The 21074-nt window shown below is 46.8% G+C and carries 22 protein-coding genes; 12 read left to right on the top strand and 10 right to left on the bottom strand.

The features are described 5' to 3' along the window. Positions 1–389: 389 nt before the first annotated feature. Positions 390–1289: a M20/M25/M40 family metallo-hydrolase gene (locus PSE7367_RS11385; protein WP_015165493.1), complete on the bottom strand. Its 900-nt coding sequence runs from the start codon at positions 1287–1289 to the stop codon at positions 390–392. Between the two features lie 55 nt (positions 1290–1344). Between PSE7367_RS11385 and PSE7367_RS11380 the strand changes: the two genes are divergently transcribed. Then, positions 1345–2574, top strand: coding sequence for an AI-2E family transporter (locus tag PSE7367_RS11380; RefSeq protein WP_015165492.1), 1230 nt, complete (start codon positions 1345–1347; stop codon positions 2572–2574). A 143-nt stretch (positions 2575–2717) separates the two neighbouring features. Further along, on the top strand, positions 2718–3146 hold the full coding sequence (locus tag PSE7367_RS11375; RefSeq protein WP_015165491.1) for a GNAT family N-acetyltransferase: 429 nt from the start codon (positions 2718–2720) through the stop codon (positions 3144–3146). A 76-nt stretch (positions 3147–3222) separates the two neighbouring features. On the opposite strand, the gene PSE7367_RS11370 is transcribed toward PSE7367_RS11375, so the two are convergent. Both PSE7367_RS11370 and idi read right to left on the bottom strand, forming a co-directional pair. Continuing rightward, positions 3223–4683: an aldehyde dehydrogenase gene (locus PSE7367_RS11370; protein ID WP_225882653.1), complete on the bottom strand. Its 1461-nt coding sequence runs from the start codon at positions 4681–4683 to the stop codon at positions 3223–3225. A gap of 229 nt (positions 4684–4912) precedes the next feature. Then, a complete protein-coding gene (gene idi / locus PSE7367_RS11365; protein ID WP_015165489.1) occupies positions 4913–5443 on the bottom strand; it encodes an isopentenyl-diphosphate Delta-isomerase in 531 nt (176 codons plus the stop codon). Between the two features lie 390 nt (positions 5444–5833). Here idi and PSE7367_RS11360 point away from each other — a divergent pair, with 390 nt between their 5' ends. From PSE7367_RS11360 to PSE7367_RS11350, 3 genes are all read left to right on the top strand, one after another. Continuing rightward, a complete protein-coding gene (locus PSE7367_RS11360; protein WP_015165488.1) occupies positions 5834–6319 on the top strand; it encodes a DUF309 domain-containing protein in 486 nt (161 codons plus the stop codon). Positions 6320–6490: 171 nt separating this feature from the next. Further along, positions 6491–6919, top strand: a complete 429-nt coding sequence (locus tag PSE7367_RS11355; RefSeq protein WP_015165487.1) for a YeeE/YedE family protein — start codon at positions 6491–6493, stop codon at positions 6917–6919. Between the two features lie 56 nt (positions 6920–6975). Next, positions 6976–7443 carry a DUF6691 family protein gene (locus PSE7367_RS11350; protein WP_015165486.1) on the top strand — a complete coding sequence of 156 codons (468 nt, stop codon included), beginning with the start codon at positions 6976–6978 and terminating at the stop codon, positions 7441–7443. 31 nt (positions 7444–7474) lie between these two features. On the opposite strand, the gene pstS is transcribed toward PSE7367_RS11350, so the two are convergent. Together pstS and PSE7367_RS11340 are read right to left on the bottom strand one after the other, a co-directional pair. Beyond that, a complete protein-coding gene (gene pstS, locus PSE7367_RS11345) occupies positions 7475–8578 on the bottom strand; it encodes a phosphate ABC transporter substrate-binding protein PstS (protein ID WP_015165485.1) in 1104 nt (367 codons plus the stop codon). Beyond that, complete coding sequence (locus tag PSE7367_RS11340) at positions 8578–9432, bottom strand: dienelactone hydrolase family protein (protein ID WP_015165484.1); 855 nt, start codon at positions 9430–9432, stop codon at positions 8578–8580. Before PSE7367_RS11340 ends, pstS begins: the two co-directional genes overlap by 1 nt. A gap of 235 nt (positions 9433–9667) precedes the next feature. Between PSE7367_RS11340 and PSE7367_RS20465 the strand changes: the two genes are divergently transcribed. The 3 genes from PSE7367_RS20465 (at position 9668) to PSE7367_RS11325 (ending at position 13387) form a co-directional block, all read left to right on the top strand. Continuing rightward, complete coding sequence (locus tag PSE7367_RS20465) at positions 9668–10930, top strand: RDD family protein (protein WP_015165483.1); 1263 nt, start codon at positions 9668–9670, stop codon at positions 10928–10930. Between the two features lie 118 nt (positions 10931–11048). Further along, positions 11049–12362, top strand: a complete 1314-nt coding sequence (locus PSE7367_RS11330; protein WP_015165482.1) for an adenylosuccinate synthase — start codon at positions 11049–11051, stop codon at positions 12360–12362. Positions 12363–12802: 440 nt separating this feature from the next. Further along, a complete protein-coding gene (locus PSE7367_RS11325; protein WP_015165481.1) occupies positions 12803–13387 on the top strand; it encodes a 50S ribosomal protein L25 in 585 nt (194 codons plus the stop codon). 50 nt (positions 13388–13437) lie between these two features. On the opposite strand, the gene hpsJ-A is transcribed toward PSE7367_RS11325, so the two are convergent. After that, a complete protein-coding gene (gene hpsJ-A / locus PSE7367_RS11320; protein ID WP_015165480.1) occupies positions 13438–15144 on the bottom strand; it encodes an HpsJ-like protein, cyanoexosortase A-associated in 1707 nt (568 codons plus the stop codon). 390 nt (positions 15145–15534) lie between these two features. Beyond that, complete coding sequence (locus PSE7367_RS11315; protein ID WP_041698436.1) at positions 15535–15720, bottom strand: hypothetical protein; 186 nt, start codon at positions 15718–15720, stop codon at positions 15535–15537. Between the two features lie 126 nt (positions 15721–15846). Here PSE7367_RS11315 and ribF point away from each other — a divergent pair, with 126 nt between their 5' ends. Both ribF and PSE7367_RS11305 read left to right on the top strand, forming a co-directional pair. Further along, on the top strand, positions 15847–17172 hold the full coding sequence (gene ribF / locus PSE7367_RS11310) for a bifunctional riboflavin kinase/FMN adenylyltransferase (protein ID WP_015165479.1): 1326 nt from the start codon (positions 15847–15849) through the stop codon (positions 17170–17172). Between the two features lie 37 nt (positions 17173–17209). Continuing rightward, on the top strand, positions 17210–18148 hold the full coding sequence (locus tag PSE7367_RS11305) for an AAA family ATPase (protein ID WP_015165478.1): 939 nt from the start codon (positions 17210–17212) through the stop codon (positions 18146–18148). On the opposite strand, the gene PSE7367_RS11300 is transcribed toward PSE7367_RS11305, so the two are convergent. After that, positions 18145–18531, bottom strand: a complete 387-nt coding sequence (locus PSE7367_RS11300) for a DUF1818 family protein (protein ID WP_015165477.1) — start codon at positions 18529–18531, stop codon at positions 18145–18147. The genes PSE7367_RS11305 and PSE7367_RS11300 overlap by 4 nt on opposite strands. 51 nt (positions 18532–18582) lie before the next feature. Then, positions 18583–18816, bottom strand: a complete 234-nt coding sequence (locus tag PSE7367_RS11295; RefSeq protein WP_015165476.1) for a DNA-directed RNA polymerase subunit omega — start codon at positions 18814–18816, stop codon at positions 18583–18585. Positions 18817–19109: 293 nt separating this feature from the next. Between PSE7367_RS11295 and PSE7367_RS11290 the strand changes: the two genes are divergently transcribed. Both PSE7367_RS11290 and PSE7367_RS11285 read left to right on the top strand, forming a co-directional pair. Next, positions 19110–19547, top strand: coding sequence for a Panacea domain-containing protein (locus PSE7367_RS11290; protein WP_015165475.1), 438 nt, complete (start codon positions 19110–19112; stop codon positions 19545–19547). Beyond that, the gene (locus tag PSE7367_RS11285; protein WP_015165474.1) at positions 19540–19953 is read left to right on the top strand and encodes a hypothetical protein; all 414 of its coding nucleotides are present in this window, start codon (positions 19540–19542) and stop codon (positions 19951–19953) included. Before PSE7367_RS11290 ends, PSE7367_RS11285 begins: the two co-directional genes overlap by 8 nt. A gap of 18 nt (positions 19954–19971) precedes the next feature. On the opposite strand, the gene nadC is transcribed toward PSE7367_RS11285, so the two are convergent. Further along, on the bottom strand, positions 19972–20820 hold the full coding sequence (nadC, locus tag PSE7367_RS11280; protein WP_015165473.1) for a carboxylating nicotinate-nucleotide diphosphorylase: 849 nt from the start codon (positions 20818–20820) through the stop codon (positions 19972–19974). Positions 20821–21074: the final 254 nt, after the last annotated feature.

Raw genomic sequence — 21074 nt, 5'->3', positions numbered from 1 at the left:
TGCGTTCTTATTGTTTCTTATTTATTGTTAAGTAATGCAAGCTAATGTTTAGCCCGTTTGCGATCGTTACTGATTCTTTGACCTTACTAGCGTTTAAGTTTGTTTAGCTGAGCTAAGATTGTCAAAAATATTATCAAAAACTAGCGGTGGATATTTTGCCCCTTAACTCTTGTCTGAGTTGATTAAGCAATTGTCCATCGCTTTGATTTTTTGCTCTGTGCCTTGATCTGGGTAGGGTAATGATTACCTAATTGTTTTACTGATCTACTAATATCAGATCCTTTTGATTACCCATAGTTATGATGCTTACGGATAGTTATCCCAGCCGTTTTTACTAAGGCTACTTAACCGGATTTGATATAACCCTAAAAGCTACAAATAATCTAGCGCTAATGCAGGTTTCTGATCCCTTGTGTCAAACCTGAACAAACCCCAGTGAGAAAATCTAGATCTAGCGTTTCCAATCGATCGCCAGGTTGGTGATAGTGTGGGTTGCGCAGGTTGGCCGTATCCGTGACCATGATCGCCCGATAGCCTAGATCCCAAAATGGGGCATGATCGCTGCGGCGAGTGTCTGGCACAATCTTTCCTTGTAGGCCTGCCGCCAACCATTCGCAGGGTGTGCCACTTTTTTTGATGTTGCGTTGAAGGCCAATCATTTCCGCGATCGTGAACAGGTTGCCAATCAGCGCAATGAAATCGCCCCGATCGGGATAAAAATATTTCAAGCCAGTGGGATAATGCTGTGAACCTGGATTGCGATCGGTATAACCCAGCATTTCCAATGAAATCATCAATCGCAATTTTTGACCCTGTTGAGCGAGTTCCGCCGCATAAGCTCGACTGCCAGCTAAAGCATATTCCTCCATATCAAACGCCACTAGCCGCACTGGGCGGTGGGCAGGATTGAAGTTCAGCGATCGCGCCAACTCCAACAACACAGCCACACCAGTAGCATTGTCATCCGCACCAGGACTACCAGGGACAGCATCATAATGGGCCCCCACCAGGATCGGTGGCTTACTACGGTGATTAGGAGCGATCGGCAATAGATCTAAACTCAAATTCTGGTATGTTTGCCCCCGCACCATAAAGGAATGAATTTGCACTTCGCCCCATTGTGCTAACTGGGTATGGATATATTGCCGCACATATAAATGCCCACCGGAACCAAGATAGGGATCGCGTTGGCGCACAATTTGCTGGAGATGAGTGGTTAAACGATCGCGCCTTAATTTTAATGCCTCGAAACTATTTTCACTTTCCTGCCAAGATTTGCTACTACTCATGCCAAAATTTAGATTGGATTAATAACCGCGATCGCCAGAATCCATCAATTTCTAAATGCGCCCTGAAACCAAACGACTATATCGTCAAATTCAACGCTCTTTAGTTTTTCCAGCCTTATTCTTGAATGGCTGGTTGTTGGTTATTTTAATCGACTACTTGCAACCACTGGTAAATATAGTCATTTCGGCGGCCTTGCTGGCATTTTTGCTGGATATCCCGCTCCAATTCATTGAAAAGCATGCGCCCCGGCCAGACTCATTGCCGCCATATTTGCAATTTCTAGAAAAACCAAATATTCGGCGCATCTTGGCGGTTCTGTTTGTACTTTTGCTAAGTATCTTGGTGGTGATCGTGGCGATCGTTACGTTGGTTACTCCCCTCGTGCAACAGGCCAACGAACTGGCTAATGATCTACCCAGGTGGGCTGATGCCCTGGAAAAACAACTGCGGGTAATCGACTCCTGGGCTGTCTCTCGGCAACTGGAGATCGATTGGGATAGTTTGCTCGATAGCCTTGGTACGGAAGCATCAGGCCAAATTAGATCATTTAGTTCGCAATTACTTAGTGTAGTGCGAGGCACCTTTAGCGGCCTGCTCAATACTTTTCTGGCGATCGTGCTGGCGGTCTTTTTCCTCTTTTCTGGGAGCAAAATGTGGCGGGGGATGCTCAGTTGGGTTGAACCAAAGCTGGCGGCGCATTTACAGGTTGCAGTGCCCAAAAAATTACGTTCCTTTATTGGTGGCCAACTGCTACTGGCATTCATTCTCAGTGTGATGCTTTCAATTACCCTGGCAATCTTTCAAGTTCCCTTACCGCTCCTGTTTGGGTTTTTGATTGGGATGCCGAGCTTTTTGCCCTTCTGTGGTGCGATCAGCCAAACTGCGGTTAGTGCTTTCTTGGCGGTGCAAAATCCCTGGATGGGGCTGAAAGTATTTGCGATCGCCATACCGATCGGCCAGTTTGTTGATAATATTCTGACCCCACGGGTGATGGGTGACATCATTGGCCTCAACCCTGCCTGGTTATTGATTTCGGTGATTATTGGCGCTAAGGTAGGCGGCTTTCTGGGCATTTTATTGGCGGTGCCGGTGGCTAGTATTATCAAAAGTACGGTTGACCTGTTGCGTCAGCCAGACCAAGATAGCCAATTGTTAATCGCAGAGGAAGCAGAAGCAAAGGCGATCGCTCCTGGCCAGGATTCCGCTACTAACGATGAAAAACATATATCAGAGCGACCAGATCCGCGACAACAAGAAAACGGTGATAAAGCAAAGGAAGATTGAAATAGCTAAAGATAATCTAATTGTCAAGGCTATTAATTGTGATTGGTAAACCCCGTTATTTATGGCCGATCGGGTGATAAAGAAGTAGTTTAGTTGAAATACGCTGTATCTATCTTCTTCACCAATTCAGACCTTGAAGAATTATGGCTAATAACTATACGATCGCACTTGAAGAGCTTTCCACTAAAGAGGACATCGATCAGATCGAAGCTGGCTTAACTCGCTATAACCGGAGTAAGAGTAATTTATCTCAGCCGCAGGATTTGAGTTTGTTGATCCGAGACTCAGCCGATAAGATCTGGGGTGGTTTGTTTGGTATTACTTCCGGCAAGCGCTTATATGTCGATATGCTCTGGTTGGATCAAACAATTCGCCATCAGGGGTATGGCAGTAAGTTGATGCACATGGCAGAGCAAGAAGCGATCGCCAGGGGATGTACATTAGCCTATCTGGATACCGCTAGCTTTCAGGCTCCAGAGTTCTATCGCAAAATGGGCTACGAGATTTTTGGCGAGATCCAGGCTCCAGGCGAAGAGTTCAGCATATCTTACTTTTGTAAGGTTCTAGATTGAGTGGGCGATCGCTTCAATTACGCCTCAACTCATGCTCTCTGCTACTTATTCATTACTTGCTGGCTAAAACCTCAAGCTAAAGGAACCATTTAAAAACATTAATGCTCCATTGCTTGTAGGGAGGGTAACGGATAAACGCATCAAACCAGGTTGGCTTAGCTAATATTGCCTTATGGTGCGAGAAGGCATCAAAGCTATATTTACCGTGGGATTTACCCAGGCCGCTATTACCCACCCCGCCAAAGGGAAGTTGTGGGGCAAGATAATGGGAAACGGTATCATTCAGGCATACTGCACCGCTGGAAGTCTCTTGCAGGATGCGCTTTTGCTTCTGCCGATCGCTGGAAAAGAAATAAAGAGCCAGGGGCTTGTGTAAGGAATTAATCAGGTCGATCGCCTGATCCAGATCTTCATAGCTAAATATGGGTAGGATTGGCCCGAAAATCTCTGCTTGCATCAGTGCCAGATCAAAAGAAGAAGCTGGACTGTTGCGATCGCTTTCTCCGCCCATAGTTGTCCTTGCCGAGAGACTGCCACCATCCACGATCGTAGGTGCTACAAACCGCTGCTGGATATCCACTTCGCCACCAGTCACAATCTGAGCCTTGGAATTTGCACGCGTATGCTCGAGCAAACCATGTAAGTGTTGACAATGGTCATTACTGACAATGCGGGCATAGTCTTTACTTTCCTGGGGAGTGGCTGGATAAAATTCTTTGACCACCTGCGTTAGCTCCTGAATTAAGCGATCTTTAATTTTTTGATTGACCAACACATAATCAGGGGCAATACAGGTTTGACCAGCATTAAAAAACTTGCCACTGGCAATGCGTTTGGCTGTTACTGGCAGATCGCAATCTGCTTCCACAATCGTGGGACTCTTGCCACCAAGCTCCAGCGTAACGGGGGTGAGATGCTTGGCTGCTGCTGCCATTACGATCTTCCCCACCCTGGTACTGCCCGTGAAGAAGATGTGATCAAATTTTTGCTGCAATAATGCTTGCGAAGTCTCTTTCCCGCCTTCGATCGCCCTTACTAAACCAGGCTCGAAGTTCTTATTAATTAGCTCGGCGACCAGCTTAGAAGTATGCGGTGCATATTCCGAAGGTTTGAGGATGGCGCAATTGCCAGCAGCGATCGCCCCCACCAAAGGCGACAGCACCAAACTAAATGGATAGTTCCAGGGTGCAATAATTAACACCACTCCCACTGGTTCCGCTTGCACAAAACCCCGTGATGGGAATAGTAACGGTGAAACAGCTACTCGATGGGGTGTTACCCAGGTACGAATATGTTTAAGTGCATATTTGATCTCCTTTAGTGTAGATAGGATCTCCCCCAAATATGCCTCTGGCTCTGGCTTATGCAGATCGGCCTTAAGCGCTGCCGCGATCGCAGTTTGGTTCTCTTCAATTACACGCCGAAGTAATCTAAGCTGCTCGATTCGATCGGCAACATTCCTGGTTGTTCCCGTCTGAAAAAATTGGCGCTGCTGTTCTAACATCGCCACATAATCGCAATCCATCGCCACCTCCATTGCTAAAACTCATGTCAAAGGTTATACAACCGATTACACTTAATTCAATCTTATGGATCTGCTAATTTATTGATTCATCACTTAGCTCATTAGTACCTAGCTCATTAGTGCAAATTCAAGAAACTCCCTGTGCGAAAGGATCTGGTAGATAAGATCAGTTGTGCTGATCCTTGTTTAATATCTTTTTTAATATCTCTATTGAAATATCACTGGTAATGATTTTGATTCCCTAAACTTGAACTCGTAGTCCAGTCAAATAGTCCGCAAATCGATCGATGCAATCCTTGAGCCAATAGGTGTAGCGATCGGGGTGCTTGCGAATTTCCGCCTGTAATTCTGCTACCTCAATCCATTCATAGGCATCTGCTTCTTCTGGATTTAGCTGGGGCACACCATCAAACCGCCCTAGGAACACATGATCAAACTCGTATTCAATTAAGCCGCGATCGAGCTGAGCTTGATAAACAAAACTAAAAATCTCGCGCAGATCGCAACTGAATCCCATTTCCTCTTGCAATCGCCGCTGGGCTGCGGCTGGAGTGGTTTCGCCGGGGCGCGGATGACTACAACAGGTATTAGTCCACAACCCCCCAGAATGATATTTATGGGCAGCTCTCCTTTGCAAAAGTAGTTGATCCTGGGCATTGAGCACAAAGATCGAAAAAGCCCGATGTAATGAACCCTGGCGATGGGCGGCCATTTTTTCGGCAGTGCCAATTGGTTGATCCTGGCGATCGACGAGGATAACGGTTTCTTTCATTAACTTATTCGTAAATTGGATAGATTAAACTAATTAGATATAGCAAATAGGCATAGCAAAGGCGTTTGGGTATGTAATTTAAGCAGGTTTAAATATATCTACACCTCTACCAGCGTTTACTAAAAACTATCAATAGAACTGGTTTTTATAGGTTGAGCAATATATTGATGGGATAGGATTTCTAAATCTTTAATTGCGATCGCTCAAAACATAGCCTATAGCTTGAAGTGCTATTTAGCTCATGAGAGCGCACTGTATTGATACAAAAATTTATAGATAGTAATTTTTGTTTAACTAATAAAACTGCCAAACAGAAATCAAACCGATTTGGCTGTTTATCAATGAAAAGAGCTTGATCGATAGTTGGTGGCAAACGCCGGATAAGGAAAAATGGCAGAGATTTCAAATCAGCATGGGTTAGAAGAATTTAATCAATTTGCCGATCAAACCGCTGAATTCAGGTCAGCGATCGCCCAATTTAATCAGGGTGATTACTATGCCTGCCACGATACATTAGAAGCAATCTGGATCGAAGCCCCTGAGCCAGAGCGGAATTTTTATCAAGGTCTATTGCAAATTGCGGTGGGCATCTACCATTTGAGCAATCAAAACTGGCGCGGCTCTCTGATTTTGCTGGGAGAAGGGATCAGGCGCTTACAGCAATATGAACCAACCCATAGGGGAATTGATGTGGAAACCATTGTCGATCGCAGCGCTGAATTACTAAGAACACTGCAACGATCGGGCAAGGAAGGGGTGGTAGCGATCGTGACTCATTTAAATCTGTCTCATCCCACTAACTTGTCTGTTTCTGTGCCCAAAGAAATACAGGGACTGAGCTTGCCTAAAATTCTGTCAATTGATCTGCCTGGATAGCCTGGATAGTAAAACCAACAGTCGCATTAGTAAATATTCCTAAGCAAATTAAGCTTAGCCTTATGGCAATTGCTAGCATTGAAATATATGGGCATATTTAGGCGAAACGATCGCTAATGCTCTCTCGCTAATCAACAACCAGAATAAAGGAATCAATCTGGCAGGATTATTATGTTTACGACTATTTGGGCGGCAGCGCTGGCAGGTGGGGTTCTAATTGGCATCAGTGCCACCATGTTGCTGGCTTTCAATGGACGCATCGCTGGAATCAGTGGCATTATCAATGGCTGCATGGAATTCACCAAGCCTGAACTATGGCGGTGGCTCTTCATGCTTGGCATGTTGGCTGGCGGTGGCATCTATATTTATGCGATCGCACCTCAAGTTACACCTATATCCGAATTTGCCCCCTGGCAGATGATCGTAGGTGGATTCCTGGTGGGAGTTGGTACAAGGATGGGTAATGGCTGTACCAGTGGGCATGGCGTATGTGGTTTGGGGCGATTATCAATCCGATCGCTAGTGGCGGTGCTCAGCTTCATGGGCGCAGCGATCGTAACTGTGTTTGTTACCCGCCATTTATTATCTTGGCCAACCTGAATTCTATCTTGGCCAACTTGAATCCAGCTCAATCAAAAACATGCACAGGGAAAGCCATGCTTGAACAAAACATTAATAACCAGCAACAGCTTCAGAACAAGCAATATTTGATCGCTTTTAGTTCTGGTTTGATCTTCGGACTGGGGCTAAGTCTTTCCCAAATGATCGATCGGCAACGGGTGCTGGGGTTTTTAGATCTTTTCGGGAACTGGGACCCCACCCTCCTATTTGTGCTATGTGGGGCAGTAGCGACCACAATCATTACTTTTCGATTTGTGTTGAAACTCCCTCATCCAATTTGGGCTAAGGATTTTAAACTGCCAACCAAAAAATCAATCGATCTCCCTTTGGTTTCTGGTGCAATTATCTTTGGCATCGGTTGGGGCATTGCTGGATATTGTCCAGGGCCGGCTGTTACCTTTCTGGTTAGCGGTAGTAGCAATCCAGTTTTATTTATCGCCGCGTTTATTGTTGGCTCGCTTATTTATAAGGCATTTATTAAAGCATTGCTCCCAAAGGCTTAATTCTGTAGATGGTGCTGGTAAATCCTGAATTCTAATTGATCACCGCGATCGCCTCAATGATCTGCTGTGCTACCTGCGTAGGAATGCGGGTATATTCCAGCTCACCATTCATTTCTTGTCCTTCCGTCAGAATCCAGGTTACAGCTTCCTTAACTGCGGTTGCCTTCTGTGGGTGATCATATTTTTTATAGAGCAATAACCAGGTCGCGCCCACGATCGGATAGCCCGTATCGGGGTCTTCGGAATTAGCGGTCGTAAAGTCAGAATTGAATGCAATCGTCTCAAATGCTCGGTTTGCTTCTGCCAACGTAGGCAACACAAACTTCCCGGCCTTGTTTTCGATCGCCGCCGTGTTTAGCTCACCCTGGGTCGCATAACTGGATTGCACATAGCTGATTGTGCCCCTGGTTTGTTGCACGATCGCCGCTACCCCATCACTCTTGGGAGCGCGATAGAAATTCGTTGGCCAATTGGGAGCCTGATTAATTCCGATCAGATCGGCAAACCCTGCACTGATCGCCGCCAAATGGCTGGTAAAAATAAACGTAGTACCACTGGCATCAGCCCTTACCACTACTGTAATCGGTAAATTGGGCAGGCTCACATCTGGATTAACTGCGGCAATTAAGGGATCATTCCAGGTCTTAATTTCCCCCATGAAGATCGCTGGCAGCAATTCCCGCGATAGATTTAATTTTTCAACCCCTGGCAGATTATAAATGATGGCCACCGCACCACCCGCCGTTGGCACCAGAATCAAACCACGATCGAGATTACTGCGCTCCTGCTCACCGAGGGGGATATCACTACCGGCAAAATCAACGATCCCATCGCTGAACTGCTTGATCCCGCTACCGCTGCCCGTGGCACTATAGTTAATTTCGATTCCGGTCTGTTTGGCATATGCATTGAAATAGCGGGCATAGAGCGGACGGGGAAAGGTTGCACCTGCACCATTGAGTTTTAAATTTGAAGAGGGCTCAGATTCTAGGCTAGTAGGTGAAGTTGCAGTGGGCGCAGGATTACTGCCAGAACCACAAGCAGCAGCGATCGCCATGACCAAACCAGCCAAGCCAAGTTTGCATAATCGACTACTAGCATCAGCCAGTCTAAAAGTCTGAGAACTATTAATCATTAACCCACCCCATTTTGCTTGAACCAGTCCTGTGCCCGCTGCCAACCATCTCTCGCCGCCACAGGTTGATAGGAATCCCGATAGTCAGCATGGAATCCGTGGGGTGCATCAGGATAGACAATGATCTGGCATTGTGAGGCAGGTTCAGCCGACTCAGCGATCGCTTCCCGCATTTTGGCCACAGTTTCAAGTGGGATCAGGCGATCGTTTTCGCCATATAAACCTAATATTGGCGCATTTAGTTCGGTGACTACTTCTAGGGGGTGGGTGGGCGTTCTGGGACTGGACTCACCCACCAGCCGACCATACCAGGCCACTCCTGCCTTTAAATTGGGATTATGGGCGGCATAGAGCCAAACCACTCGACCACCCCAGCAAAATCCAGTGATACCAAGCTGATCGGGATCACCATTGCTAGACTCGATCGCCCAGGCCACAGTAGCATCCAGATCCGCCATCACTTCTGCATCGGGAACTTGCCGCACAATTTGGCGTATTTCATCAATGCTGCTGAGCTGGGTGGGATCGCCATACCGAGCATACATATCTGGAGCGATCGCCAAGTAGCCCAACTTCGCAAAGCGCCGACAGACATCTTGAATATAGGCGTGAACACCGAAAATTTCCTGCACCACCAGAATTGTCGGTAACTGCATAGCACTATTCTCAGCAGCAGCAGGCATGGCACGATAGGCCGGAATCTCACCATCGACCACCGGAATATTCACCACCCCGACCGTTAAATCAGTTGTGTCGGTGGCGATCGCCTGAGCCGAAATTGGCTGCGCGGCCAGGGCAAATCCGGCAGTTAGACCACTGGCGATCATAAAGTTGCGGCGGGTAATTTTTTTCATGGTTGCTCTGCTTATATATGCTTAGGTATATGCTCAAGTATGCTTGGTTTAAGGGGCTATAACCGCTCTAAGTTAATATGCTACCTGAATCGATCGCGGCCAAGATTATTTATTGATTAAATGCTGGTGATAAATAATCCCACTACTTAACCAGTTGGCAAGGGGGTGGTAATACAATGGGGAAGGGTGACATAGTAGCGATCGCCAGCACAATAGAGGGACTTGAATTTTAGCAATGGATTTTGAACCTGCCTATAATCGGTTTTCCCTGGCGCAAATGGGGCAAAGGACTGCGGCCAGTGGCATAGATATTGTGGTTTGCCTGATGCTTAGCTCGCTGCTAGAAGCTCTGGTGGGGATTGATGTGGTTTCTAGCGGTGGGGAGCTGATCTTTTGCTTTGTCTGGCTATTCGGTCGCGTTTTGGTGCCGACCAGAACGCAAGGCCAAAGTATTGGTCGCTGGGCGATGAACCTGCGGGTGGTGGATGTGGAATTTGGCAAAACTGCCAATGTGATTGCCCTGGCTCGCCGTGAGGCCACGATCTTAATTGCGATGCTGATCTGGATTGCCTCCCTTGATTCACTTACTGGCGCGGTGATTTTAGCCCTGGTGCCAGTGGTGGTTGATATTGCACCTGCCTTTGTAGACATCGATCGCCGCCAGGCACTCCATGACCGGATTGGTGGCACGATCGTGATTAATTCCCGCAAGGGGTTTGAGCTAGAGCGCAAATTATTGGGGTTCTTTGGGCAGGCCAATAAGTTTGTCAAGACCAGTCAGCGCACGCTTCAGGATCGCTATGGAGCTGATGACGATCGCCAGGGCTATGCTGGTTATCAAGATGCTTATGCTGATCCCTATGCTAGAGGACGCCAGCGTTATGGTGATCCCTATGCCAATCGCCGCCGGACTAGGGCTACTAGAGCTAGCTATAATGCCCCAGAGTCCTATGGCCAGGCCTATCGGGAGCCAACCGAGCCAGTGGATCGCTATGGTGACTATGCTGATGATGGCTATGGTGATCCAGAGCCCTGGGGTGATTACGATGACTATAGCCAGTCTCAAGGAATAGATGATTTAGACCGTAATTATGGTGATCCGCGTGCCGATCGCTATGGTGACCAAAATCCCCAACGATCAAGTCGCCCTAGACCAGATTCTAGTCGCCGCCGCGATTCTAGTGATCGCAGTGAGCGCCAAAATGACTGGGGGGATTGGGACTATGATGAGCGCTACGATGCCCGTAATCCAGATCCATACAATGATCCATACAACGATCCATACGATGACCAGCCTGATGCTGAGAATCCAGACTATGACGATCGATCTAGCCAGTATGATCCTTATGACCAGGGCGATCGCCGCGATCCTAGAGGCAATCAAAATCGCTATAGCCAGAGCGACCAGGCAGATTATGGGGCACCCCGCCGCCGTTCAACCCGGAATAATAAATCGAATCCCAGGCGATCGCCTCGCCGCCCCCATGATTTCTATTAGCTCTTGATTTAACTCAAAATATTCAATCATATACAAATTGCTGAGTTATGGTGACAAGCGCACCCCGATTTGCTAACATTATACGTTCGTGAGTTATTGTTATTAATTAGATAGGCTCTTGGCTAACGTAATTGTTATTGGCACCCAGTGGGGCGACGAGGGTAAGGGTAAAATCACTGATTTGCTTAGTCGTTCTGCCGATGTTGTGGTGCGCTATCAAGGCGGGGTCAATGCTGGGCACACCGTTGTCGTGGGTGATGACACCTTTAAGCTGCATTTGATTCCATCGGGGATTTTGTACCCAGAAACTGACTGCATTATTGGCAGCGGCACGGTAATCGAACCGCAGACCCTGTTGGCGGAGATTGAGCAACTTAAGCAGATTGGGGTAAAGACTCAGAATCTGTTCATTGCCGAGACTGCCCATGTCACCATGCCTTACCACCAGTTGATCGATCGGGCTGCGGAAGACCGTCGCGCCGAGCATAAAATTGGTACTACTGGCAAGGGGATTGGCCCTACTTACTGTGACAAATCCGAGCGGGTTGGGATTCGGATTGTCGATTTGATGGACAAAGAGACGCGGGTAAAGCGATTGCAATGGGCGATCGAATATAAAAACTTTGTCCTGGAGCGATTGTATGAAAAAGAACCCCTCAACGCTGATACTGTAATTAAGCAGTATATCGACTACGCTGAGCAGTTACGCCCCTACGTGGTGGATGCTTCGCTGAAAATTGATGAAGCAATCAAGAAAAGGCGGAATATCCTATTCGAGGGTGCGCAGGGGACATTGCTAGATCTCGATCATGGCACCTATCCCTATGTTACCTCCTCTAATCCCGTTGCTGGTGGTGCTTGTATTGGTGCGGGGGTGGGGCCAACCCAAATCGATCGCATTATTGGTGTGGCCAAGGCCTATACCACGCGAGTCGGTGAGGGGCCATTTCCCACCGAGTTGTTGGATGATGCCGGTAACCATTTGGGCGATCGGGGTGCAGAATTTGGTACTACTACGGGTCGCAAACGGCGTTGCGGTTGGTTTGATGGTGTAATTGGTCGCTATGCGGTGCGGATCAATGGTCTCGATTGTCTGGCGATCACCAAGCTGGATGTTTTAGATGAACTCAGTGAGATCAAGGTTTGTATTGCCTACGAGCTAGACGGCGAGGTAATCCAAGATTTCCCTTGCGATTCACGCAGCTTCGGCCGTGCCAAACCAATCTATGAAACCTTGCCCGGTTGGCGTACTTCCACCAAGGAATGTAAGCAATTTGCCGATTTGCCCAAGGCAGCTAGGGCTTATTTGCAATTTATTGCGGATTTGCTCGAAACCCCAATTGCGATTATTTCAATCGGGGCTCAGCGTGGCCAAACTATAATCGTAGAGGATCCCATTCATGGTCCGAAGCGGGGGTTGCTCAGTGCTTAATGCTTAGCTTGATGAAGACAATAATTAACTTCAGCCTTGAGCTGCTTTAGAGTTAAATATTCTAGCGATCTGAGCGATCTGTCAGTAGTTGGGTATAGAATCTAAGACCTGGTTGCAAAACAGACCAAGGATATGAGCGGCTATGGATCATTTAAATCATTTAAATCCAGCCTGGGTTAAATACGTCTTGCTTAGCAGGCAGTTGCAACCTTGATTGATCAAAATTGCAATCAAAGGGCTCAACAGCACTAAAAGCTAATCGGTCAATTGCCCTATCTAGTTAATCTAAAGTTGCTAGTTTGTGATTGAGGCGATCGCCAGGATGCGCCGAATAGGGTAGATCAGCTACCACCACTTAACTTACTCACCCACTGGCCAAAAGTTTTTCAGTTAAACCTAGTTAGTATTACTTAGTAAAATAAAGCGAGCGGAAACAAGCCATGAAAATGAACTTAGATTGCACAATTCGTCCTGAGAATAGTAAAACCCGTGCCCTGCGCCGTGATGGGCAAATACCTGGCACGGTTTATGGCCATCTGGGTAATCAGTCCACCTCGATCGTGGTCGCCAAGAAAGATGTTGATTACTTGATGCGTCATGCCAAAGTGAACAACACTTTAATCAAGTTAAATATTGCCGATAGTGAATTTGATGGCGTTACGGTGCTCAGAGAAGTGCAAACCCATCCTTTCCGTCGTCAGGTATTTCATCTCAGCTTTTTTGCGATCGAATCCCAGAAAGCAGTAGACCTGGATGTGCCCCTTAACTTTATTGGTACACCAAAGGGGATTAAGGTTGGTGGCGTTTTGGATATTTTGATCAAAGAAGTCAAGGTCTCATGCCCACCTAATAATGTGCCAGAAAAGATCGACATCCATATTAGTCATCTGGATGTTGGTAAAGGTATTCGGGTTGGCGATATTCCCCTTGAAGATGGTCAGGTTATGATTACGGACACAGCTCCCTTAGCGGTTAATGTGCGTGCTGGCCGGACACCAACGGCGGCGGCCACTCCTGCTGAGTAGTTAAGTTAGTTAGTTAGCTTCGCTACTCACCAATCGAGTCCATTGGGGGATTATTTTCTGCGTCTGGTTCTGCCCTTGCCGCTTTTCCCCCCTTTAGGACGGCGACGACGGCGGGCGATCACACCATATTTGGCCGCCCTGGCCCAGGCTGTGGCATTCCAGATATATATGAACAAACAACTCATTACGATCGCTTCACTTAGGCGCTTAACGAAATTTCCCAGCAAGAATTGGCTTTGCTGCTTTTTTATTGATGTCATTTCCAGTTGAATGTTTTGTTCTCGCTGATCTAGATCGCTAAGGGCAAGAATTCTGAGCTTTTCGGGATCTTGGCTGGCTGGTGGTGCTCCTCTGAGGGTCTGCCGCTCAATTAGAAGGGCGATCTCCTGGGTGGTAGAATTTTCAATTCGATTGCGCAGTTGCCGATTTTGGACGGTTAATTGTTCAACCTGGGTTTCCAGTTGAGTATTAGTTTGAGATCGCTGTTGCACCGAATAAACAACCACCAATGGCACCAGGAGAATAAATAGAATCGCCGTAACCAGGCTAGCCCAGGAAAGAATTTTCAGGACGGTTCGCTCGGTCTGCCTTCGACCTTGGGTACTGCGATAAAAAACCAAAGCCAAACCAATGATCGGAATTGGGGCTAGCTCAGCCACATAACTGCTTGAAAAGATGCCCCAACTGGGATTGGTTATTTGTGGGGGCATCAAGGTAATGAAATAGTTGACAAAACCTAGGAGTAGTAAGCTATAGCCCGGTAGCCTAACCAAATTCAGCGATCGGATATCTTTTTCGGTTTGCCCCTTCCCGCTAACTTTGGGAATTGCGCTCAATCTAATTCTCAAGAGCACAACTCCAGCAACTAGACCACCAAAGACTAGCCTGAGGCTATTTTTGATATTATCAATCCTTTGCTGGCGAATTGAACTAAGCGCCTGTTCTTCTACCTCTTGATCGAACTGTTGCAATTGTTCAGATGCTTGGGATCTAAATAAATCAGGCGTATTAGCACCACCAAGTAGCTCTGGGTCTTCTACCTGGTTGAGCAAATTATTAATGTCTCGATCGCTGGCCTGCTCAAGATCCTCCTGCAATTGCTGGGTTCTGGTGTTAATTTGCAATAGCTGAGACTTAATCAGGTTGTAATAGGCATTATCCTGGCGCAGGGAATTAGAGATTGATAAAGGAATAGTTAATAGATACAAACAAGCTAAGCCAATTATGCCCCAACCCAGGGCTTTGGATAGGAGACGCTGTAATAACCTGCGACCGGGCGATCGCTTTTGATAGAGCACCATAATCAGCCCCACAAAAAACATGGGTACTCGTGCGGCCAGTGCTTCGATTACTTCTAGCTCCCAGGCTGGATTCATAAACCGGAGCGGGAAGGCAGCATGACCAATGTCTAATACCGCTAGCGCTAAGATGCCATAGCCAATCAGCCGAAACCCCAAGAACTCTACTCCACCCCGTTTGCGACTTGGGGATTGAGTCTCTGCCGCCGTTAACTGGTCTGGTGATTGTTGCGCTTGATCTGCCTCAGGCTGAAGGTCTGAATCAGACTCCTCTAATGGATTTAATGGATTTGGTTGCTGGGCTGATTCTAATGATGCCGATCGCGGTGTCGCTAATTCCGCCTCAGGTTGATTAGGAAGATTAGGAGGATTGAGAAGATTGGGATCAGATTTTTGCGGGCGATCGCTTGGCTGACGTGGCTGATCAGAACTGCTTGGATTGGTTAATTCGTCTGTCATACTTTCTTTAAGCCCAGCAGCACAAGTAAATTCTCATGCCTAAGGTAGAGTGCGTGTTCATTTGCCTAAACTATTATTTTGCCGTTCAGGCGCTTGCCGGTGATGCAGGATGGCTTTGGTAAGGTGATTGGCCCTATTGCTAGTCAACTTGCTAATCCTTTTACTAGTCACTAGTGCTTCGGAATGCCGATCCACCATCACTTTGTTTTGATTGATTCTAATTGATATTACTATTGCCAGTCTGGGAGCGATCGCATTGTCAATATCTCATCATCATTTGCTCCTGTTTAACTTGCCCAATCCTCAGGAATTCTCGATCACCAATCTAGATAAATCCTGATTATGTTAATTGGCATTGGCTTAATTAGGCAAGTTTGTGATTAATTGTGATTAACTAAGATCGGCGATCGGCTCATGGAGCCAGATGAGCAATAGATGATCGATAAATTCAACTGCAAATGCAACTGCAATGGGTAGGCAGGAATATACATATACAGTAGTGCGATCGAGATTGATCCAGATTGTTCCAGAGATAATCCAAAGCATAGATGCCAAAAATCCCGGTTGGGTTCCCATTGCCCAGAATTTATGATCTAACTTTTCGGTTTGCGATTAATGTTTGCGATTAAATTAGCTAAACTGGTAGCAATTCTTGTAATAATTGGTAATATTTGAGTTGACCAGCGTTTCAGAATCTAAAGGTTGTTAGTAACTTCTAATCCAGCACAAGCTCACAAACACACTGCGATCGCCCTGGGTAATTTCGATGGCCTGCATCGTGGGCATCAGCAAGTGATCGCGCAAATTCTGCCAGCATCATGCCACAGTCTTTCCGGTAAGGTTGGCCATTTAGATGATTTAGATCGCTTAGCGCCAACTAGCCCAGTTGCGATCGCTACCCCACTCAAGCTTACGGTTGAGTCTAATGCCAGCAATGGTAAAAGCAATGGTAATCATGACAAACCGGATCTAATTCCTACGGTGGTTACCTTTGCTCCTCATCCGCGCGAATTTTTTAGTGGAACTCAGCGATCGCTACTAACCCCCCTGCCCGAAAAGATTGCGATCCTGGAGCAAATGGGGATCGCGCAATTAGTGCTATTACCCTTTGACGAGGAGCTAGCCCAACTCAGTGCCGCTGATTTTATCCAGAAGATTTTGATTGAGCAGTTGGGGGTGCAAAAAATTAGTGTTGGTCATGATTTTGGCTTTGGCCACAAGCGGCAGGGCACTGTCGTTGATCTCCAAAAAATTTGGGGCGATCGTGTTTGTGTCGTACCAGATTTGCAATTTGAGTTGCCTCCAGATTTTGCTAACGGCTCTGGATCGGGGCAAAAAGTAGACCAATTGAGCAATCTCAATCACCCACCAGAAGCGGTAAGTCCAACTACTCGGATCAGCAGTTCTGTGATCCGTGCAGCGCTAGATAAAGGCGAAATTAAGCTCGCTAATCATCTGCTGGGTCGCCCCTATGCCTTGATCGGTGCTGTAGAAACTGGGGCACAATTGGGGCGCAAAATCGGTTTTCCTACCGCTAATCTAAATTTACCAGCCCGTAAGCTTTTGCCCAGAAATGGGGTCTATGCCGTAACTGTAACGATCTTAGAGCGAAAGCCAACTAATCCTGCTCAAATCTACGATGCAGTGATGAATATTGGCGTACGGCCAACGGTGCATAAAACAGCTCCGGTTAACGCCGCTGCCCCTGATGACCAAAATACTAGTAACCAAAATATTGAGCCTGAACCGCAGGGGGAATCTGATCCCAGCGATCGCACGTACTCCCAATCAGCACAAATGCAGCGCAAAGTGGAAGTACACATATTAGACTGGAGTGGTGATATTTACGGCCAGCAATTGCAGGTAAATTTGATTGATTTCCTGCGGCCAGAACAGAAATTCCCATCTTTAGATGAACTTAAGGCGCAAATTGCGGCGGATTGTGAGGCAGCACGCCAAATTTTGCAAAATATCGAAGCTGAGAATTATCTTAATGACTGCAATTATTTAAGTATGGTTAGCGGCTAGTCTTAAACCAGAGCGCAAATACATTTATGGATAAGTAATGGATAAGCAAAAGAAGGTCAAGCAGTTAGTTGATAACCTCAGGCAGGCGATCGTGGGGAAAGAGGAAGCGATCGAATTGGTGTTGGTGGCATTGTTATCAGGGGGACATGCCTTACTTGAAGATGTACCAGGGGTGGGGAAAACTTTGCTGGCTAAGTCTTTGGCTGCATCGATCGCCGGAAAATTTCAACGCATCCAATGCACACCTGACCTTTTGCCCACTGACATTACAGGCACTAACATCTGGAACCCTAGTTCGGGTGAGTTTAGTTTTCTGCCGGGGCCAGTTTTTACAAACATTCTGCTGGCCGATGAAATCAATCGCGCTACTCCTCGCACCCAGTCGGCGTTGCTGGAGGTAATGGAAGAAACCCAGGTCACGATCGATGGGGTTTCACGCCCCGTAGAAATGCCATTTTTTGCGATCGCCACCCAGAATCCGATCGAATATCAGGGCACCTTCCCATTGCCAGAAGCCCAGCTCGATCGCTTCACGCTCTCATTTAGCTTGGGTTATCCCGGCGAGGCCGAAGAGATCCAAATGTTGCAGCGATCGCAATCCGGTGAAATTGGTTCTGACCGCCTAGAGCCATGTATCACGCCGGAAGAGGTGCTAGAACTGCGCAAACGCTGCGGCGAAATGAAGGTTAGTGATGCGATCAATCAATATATTGTGAATCTGGTGCGGGCTACCCGTGATGATAGTGAAATCACCCTGGGAGCCAGTCCACGGGGCACGGTGGCTCTGCAAAAGGCAGCCCAAAGTTTGGCCTTTTTGCGTAGTATGGTAGACGGAAATCGCACCGCTGATTATGTGGTTCCCGATGATGTGAAGGATCTAGCTCCCTATGTGTTGGGGCATCGGATTATCCCGACGGGGCGGCGATCGACCACGGGCATTATTAAGCGGATTTTGACTGAGGTTGAAGTAAACTAGGCTTTTTCCTGGGGGGATTGCATGGCCTGATTCAAGTCAGCGATCGCCCCTAACAACTCTGGTACATCTACTGCTGACCAGGAACCTTCGGCCTTGCGTCCGGTTTGCAGTTGGAAATATAAACCATAGCGATCGGCATAGCCACTAGTTTCTACTAGGATTAGCTCCGATTCGAGGGTGCAGGTAATTTTTTCTTGATCGGCCAACTCGGCTGCCATGTCGATCATGGTGGCGGCAAGTTGTAAGCTGAGCCTCAGAAAATCTGCGATCTCTGCCCTGGTTAACTCGATCGCCCAGCCATCGCCCCCCACCAGGCCACAGAAAACCTGCGCCGAGGGATTATAGCCCAAGCGCCAGCGATCGCCACTTGCAAAATAAGTCACAGCTCGCTAATTAATAACTATTAATTGTTACTCAAACCCAATAATTAGCAACTAATCTTCGTCGCTGAGGATTTCTGGCTGGGTGAGTTCATCGGACATTTCAATCACGGCGCGGACAATCGGCTTCATGGCGCGATCGTCATATTCTTCAATTTCTTCATAGCGGCGGTGCTTGGCACGGTTGGCCACCTGGACGGTGATTTTGTAGCGATTGGAGGAAGCAGCCACCAAATCTTCAACGCGATGGATTACTTCCTGGGGATCGATGACGTAGCGCTTTGCCATGTTTACTTAAAAATACCTAAAGTTAATACTCTTTCAATTCTGGCGATCGATGCTCTATAGCGATTCACTTGGCTTTAGGGCGATCGGCCTATTTACTAGCCAACTATTTCAGTCAACTGCAATTAAGTCATTAAAGCATACTGCCCAAGTATTATAACCAAAATCAAAGCGATCGCAGCTAGATTTAGCTCAGCCCAGTGGCGATCGCTACCAACGAAGTGATTATTAGCTAATTAATAAATGATACAATATTCATGATAAGTTAATTTAACTTTTTCCTAAAGGCACAATTCATGATTAGCTGTTTTGATGTTGCTAATTTCTTTCTCTCCCAAGCTGATGAAGATGCTGGCGACCTTATCTCCAACTTAAAGCTACAGAAACTTGTCTATTATGCTCAAGGCTTTCATCTGGCCATGTTCGGGCAGCCGTTGTTCTCTGAAGAAATCCAAGCCTGGGTTCATGGCCCTGTTATACCTGAGCTTTACCAAAAGTTTAAGATTTATGACTCCAAACCTCTACCTTCTCCAGAGGATTTCAATCTCGAAGTTTTTAAACCAGAGGTACTTGAGCTTTTAGAAGATGTCCAAAAGATATATGGGCAATTCTCGGCATGGAAATTGAAAAACATGACCTACGAAGAACTGCCTTGGTCTAGCACGGAGACTGGGCAAATTATTTCTTATCAAAAAATGAAAGAATACTTTAAGACTTTATTGGTAGATGCCTAAGAAACCTAGAGCCGCAAAACCTAACGAAAAAGGAAACATTGTTAAGGTGCATCCAGATCGTGGCGGAACTAGCGAGGATAAGCCATTATTCTCTTTTTACCTGCTTCAATCTAGCTTCAATATCAAAGCCTGTAGTAAAGATGAAAAAGCCCAGTTAGCAAATCGGATCCATCTGCTCTCAGGACTTCCCTGGAAAAACTTGAAAACATCACCTAGACACGGTGCTGGCTATGAAAAGATTAGTCGAGATTCAATCAAAGTTGCTATTCCCCAAGAGATTACCGAAGACGTAAAGCACTTTATTGCATTTCGATGTTTTGGTAAAGCGCCCATGATTGGCTATCGCCAGGAACAAACGTTTCATGCCATATGGTTAGATCCAAAGTTTGCGGTTTATGATCATTAAGAAATTAGACTAGCAATGCTAATTAATATTCATGCTCAAATCCAGCCACCGCGATCGCGCCACCATCGCACTGGTAGAAATATAATCCACCTCTAATTCCGCCACGCTGCGAATAGTTACGATGGTAATGTTGCCGGAAGCCTCGATCTTGACCTTGGGATCTTGGCTGCGGATCAGGGCGATCGCTTCACTCATCAATTCCGCTGACATATTATCCAGCATAATAATATCCACCCGTTGCAAAAGGGCTTCTTTGACCTGATCGATATTTTCGGTTTCCACTTCGATCGTGGTGGTGAAAGGCATCTGGGCACGAATTTGCTGCACCGCCTTGGTAATGCCTCCGGCCGCAATGATGTGATTATCCTTAATCATCACCGCATCATCCAACCCCAGCCGATGATTGATCGCGCCGCCAACTTGGGTGGCATATTTTTCAAACAATCGCAGTCCTGGTGTGGTTTTGCGGGTATCAACGAGCTGGGTGGGCAGGTCAGCGATCGCCAATCCATATTCCCGCGTCAGGCTGCTGATTCCCGACAGTTGCATCAAAATATTCAACGCCACCCGTTCACCAGTTAGCAAGCTAGACAAACTCCCAGCGATCGTGGCAATTTTTTGTCCCTTCTCGCACTCTGTGCCATCTTCGACTAATTGCTTAAATTCCACCTCTGGATCGAGGAGATAAAAAGAGCGCTTAGCGATCGGCAGGCCAGCGATTACCCCCGCTTCTTTTGCAACTATCTCTGCCCTACCCACAGGTGAACCATTGGCAAACAGGCAATCGGTGGTGCGATCGCCCCGGCCAATGTCTTCGCGCAGCCAGGCTGAAATGATTGGATCGAGAACCACAAAGGGAGGCAACATAATCAGGATTTCAATATTAGGGGGCGTTTTTAAAATAATCTAAAAAATAATCTAAATAATCGTAACTGTTGATGGTTTTGTCTCAACTAAAGATGTTGCAGAGATAATCAGGTGAGAAATTTAATAGTCTAATTGGCTTAATTGACCCAATCGATAGTGATTTTTAGGTGGGTAGCTCATACTTCAACCACAAGGATTGGAATCATGCCAGAAGATCGATACTTCAGTCAATCGTGAGCCGATCTATAAGCTCG

Source organism: Pseudanabaena sp. PCC 7367 (assembly GCF_000317065.1).
Taxonomy (GTDB): domain Bacteria; phylum Cyanobacteriota; class Cyanobacteriia; order Pseudanabaenales; family Pseudanabaenaceae; genus Thalassoporum; species Thalassoporum mexicanum.
The sequence above is the reverse complement of the archived record's forward strand: the minus strand, read 5'-3'. Positions and strand labels throughout refer to the sequence as shown.

Bases quoted from the DNA above. Each gene is read 5' to 3' on its own strand.
- PSE7367_RS11385 (WP_015165493.1), bottom strand. From the start codon at position 1,289: ATGAGTAGTAGCAAATCTTGGCAGGAAAGTGAAAATAGTTTCGAGGCA.
- PSE7367_RS11380 (WP_015165492.1), top strand. From the start codon at position 1,345: ATGCGCCCTGAAACCAAACGACTATATCGTCAAATTCAACGCTCTTTA.
- PSE7367_RS11375 (WP_015165491.1), top strand. From the start codon at position 2,718: ATGGCTAATAACTATACGATCGCACTTGAAGAGCTTTCCACTAAAGAG.
- PSE7367_RS11370 (WP_225882653.1), bottom strand. From the start codon at position 4,683: ATGGAGGTGGCGATGGATTGCGATTATGTGGCGATGTTAGAACAGCAG.
- idi (WP_015165489.1), bottom strand. From the start codon at position 5,443: ATGAAAGAAACCGTTATCCTCGTCGATCGCCAGGATCAACCAATTGGC.
- PSE7367_RS11360 (WP_015165488.1), top strand. From the start codon at position 5,834: ATGGCAGAGATTTCAAATCAGCATGGGTTAGAAGAATTTAATCAATTT.
- PSE7367_RS11355 (WP_015165487.1), top strand. From the start codon at position 6,491: ATGTTTACGACTATTTGGGCGGCAGCGCTGGCAGGTGGGGTTCTAATT.
- PSE7367_RS11350 (WP_015165486.1), top strand. From the start codon at position 6,976: ATGCTTGAACAAAACATTAATAACCAGCAACAGCTTCAGAACAAGCAA.
- pstS (WP_015165485.1), bottom strand. From the start codon at position 8,578: ATGATTAATAGTTCTCAGACTTTTAGACTGGCTGATGCTAGTAGTCGA.
- PSE7367_RS11340 (WP_015165484.1), bottom strand. From the start codon at position 9,432: ATGAAAAAAATTACCCGCCGCAACTTTATGATCGCCAGTGGTCTAACT.
- PSE7367_RS20465 (WP_015165483.1), top strand. From the start codon at position 9,668: ATGGATTTTGAACCTGCCTATAATCGGTTTTCCCTGGCGCAAATGGGG.
- PSE7367_RS11325 (WP_015165481.1), top strand. From the start codon at position 12,803: ATGAAAATGAACTTAGATTGCACAATTCGTCCTGAGAATAGTAAAACC.
- hpsJ-A (WP_015165480.1), bottom strand. From the start codon at position 15,144: ATGACAGACGAATTAACCAATCCAAGCAGTTCTGATCAGCCACGTCAG.
- PSE7367_RS11315 (WP_041698436.1), bottom strand. From the start codon at position 15,720: ATGGGAACCCAACCGGGATTTTTGGCATCTATGCTTTGGATTATCTCT.
- PSE7367_RS11305 (WP_015165478.1), top strand. From the start codon at position 17,210: ATGGATAAGCAAAAGAAGGTCAAGCAGTTAGTTGATAACCTCAGGCAG.
- PSE7367_RS11295 (WP_015165476.1), bottom strand. From the start codon at position 18,816: ATGGCAAAGCGCTACGTCATCGATCCCCAGGAAGTAATCCATCGCGTT.
- PSE7367_RS11290 (WP_015165475.1), top strand. From the start codon at position 19,110: ATGATTAGCTGTTTTGATGTTGCTAATTTCTTTCTCTCCCAAGCTGAT.
- PSE7367_RS11285 (WP_015165474.1), top strand. From the start codon at position 19,540: ATGCCTAAGAAACCTAGAGCCGCAAAACCTAACGAAAAAGGAAACATT.
- nadC (WP_015165473.1), bottom strand. From the start codon at position 20,820: ATGTTGCCTCCCTTTGTGGTTCTCGATCCAATCATTTCAGCCTGGCTG.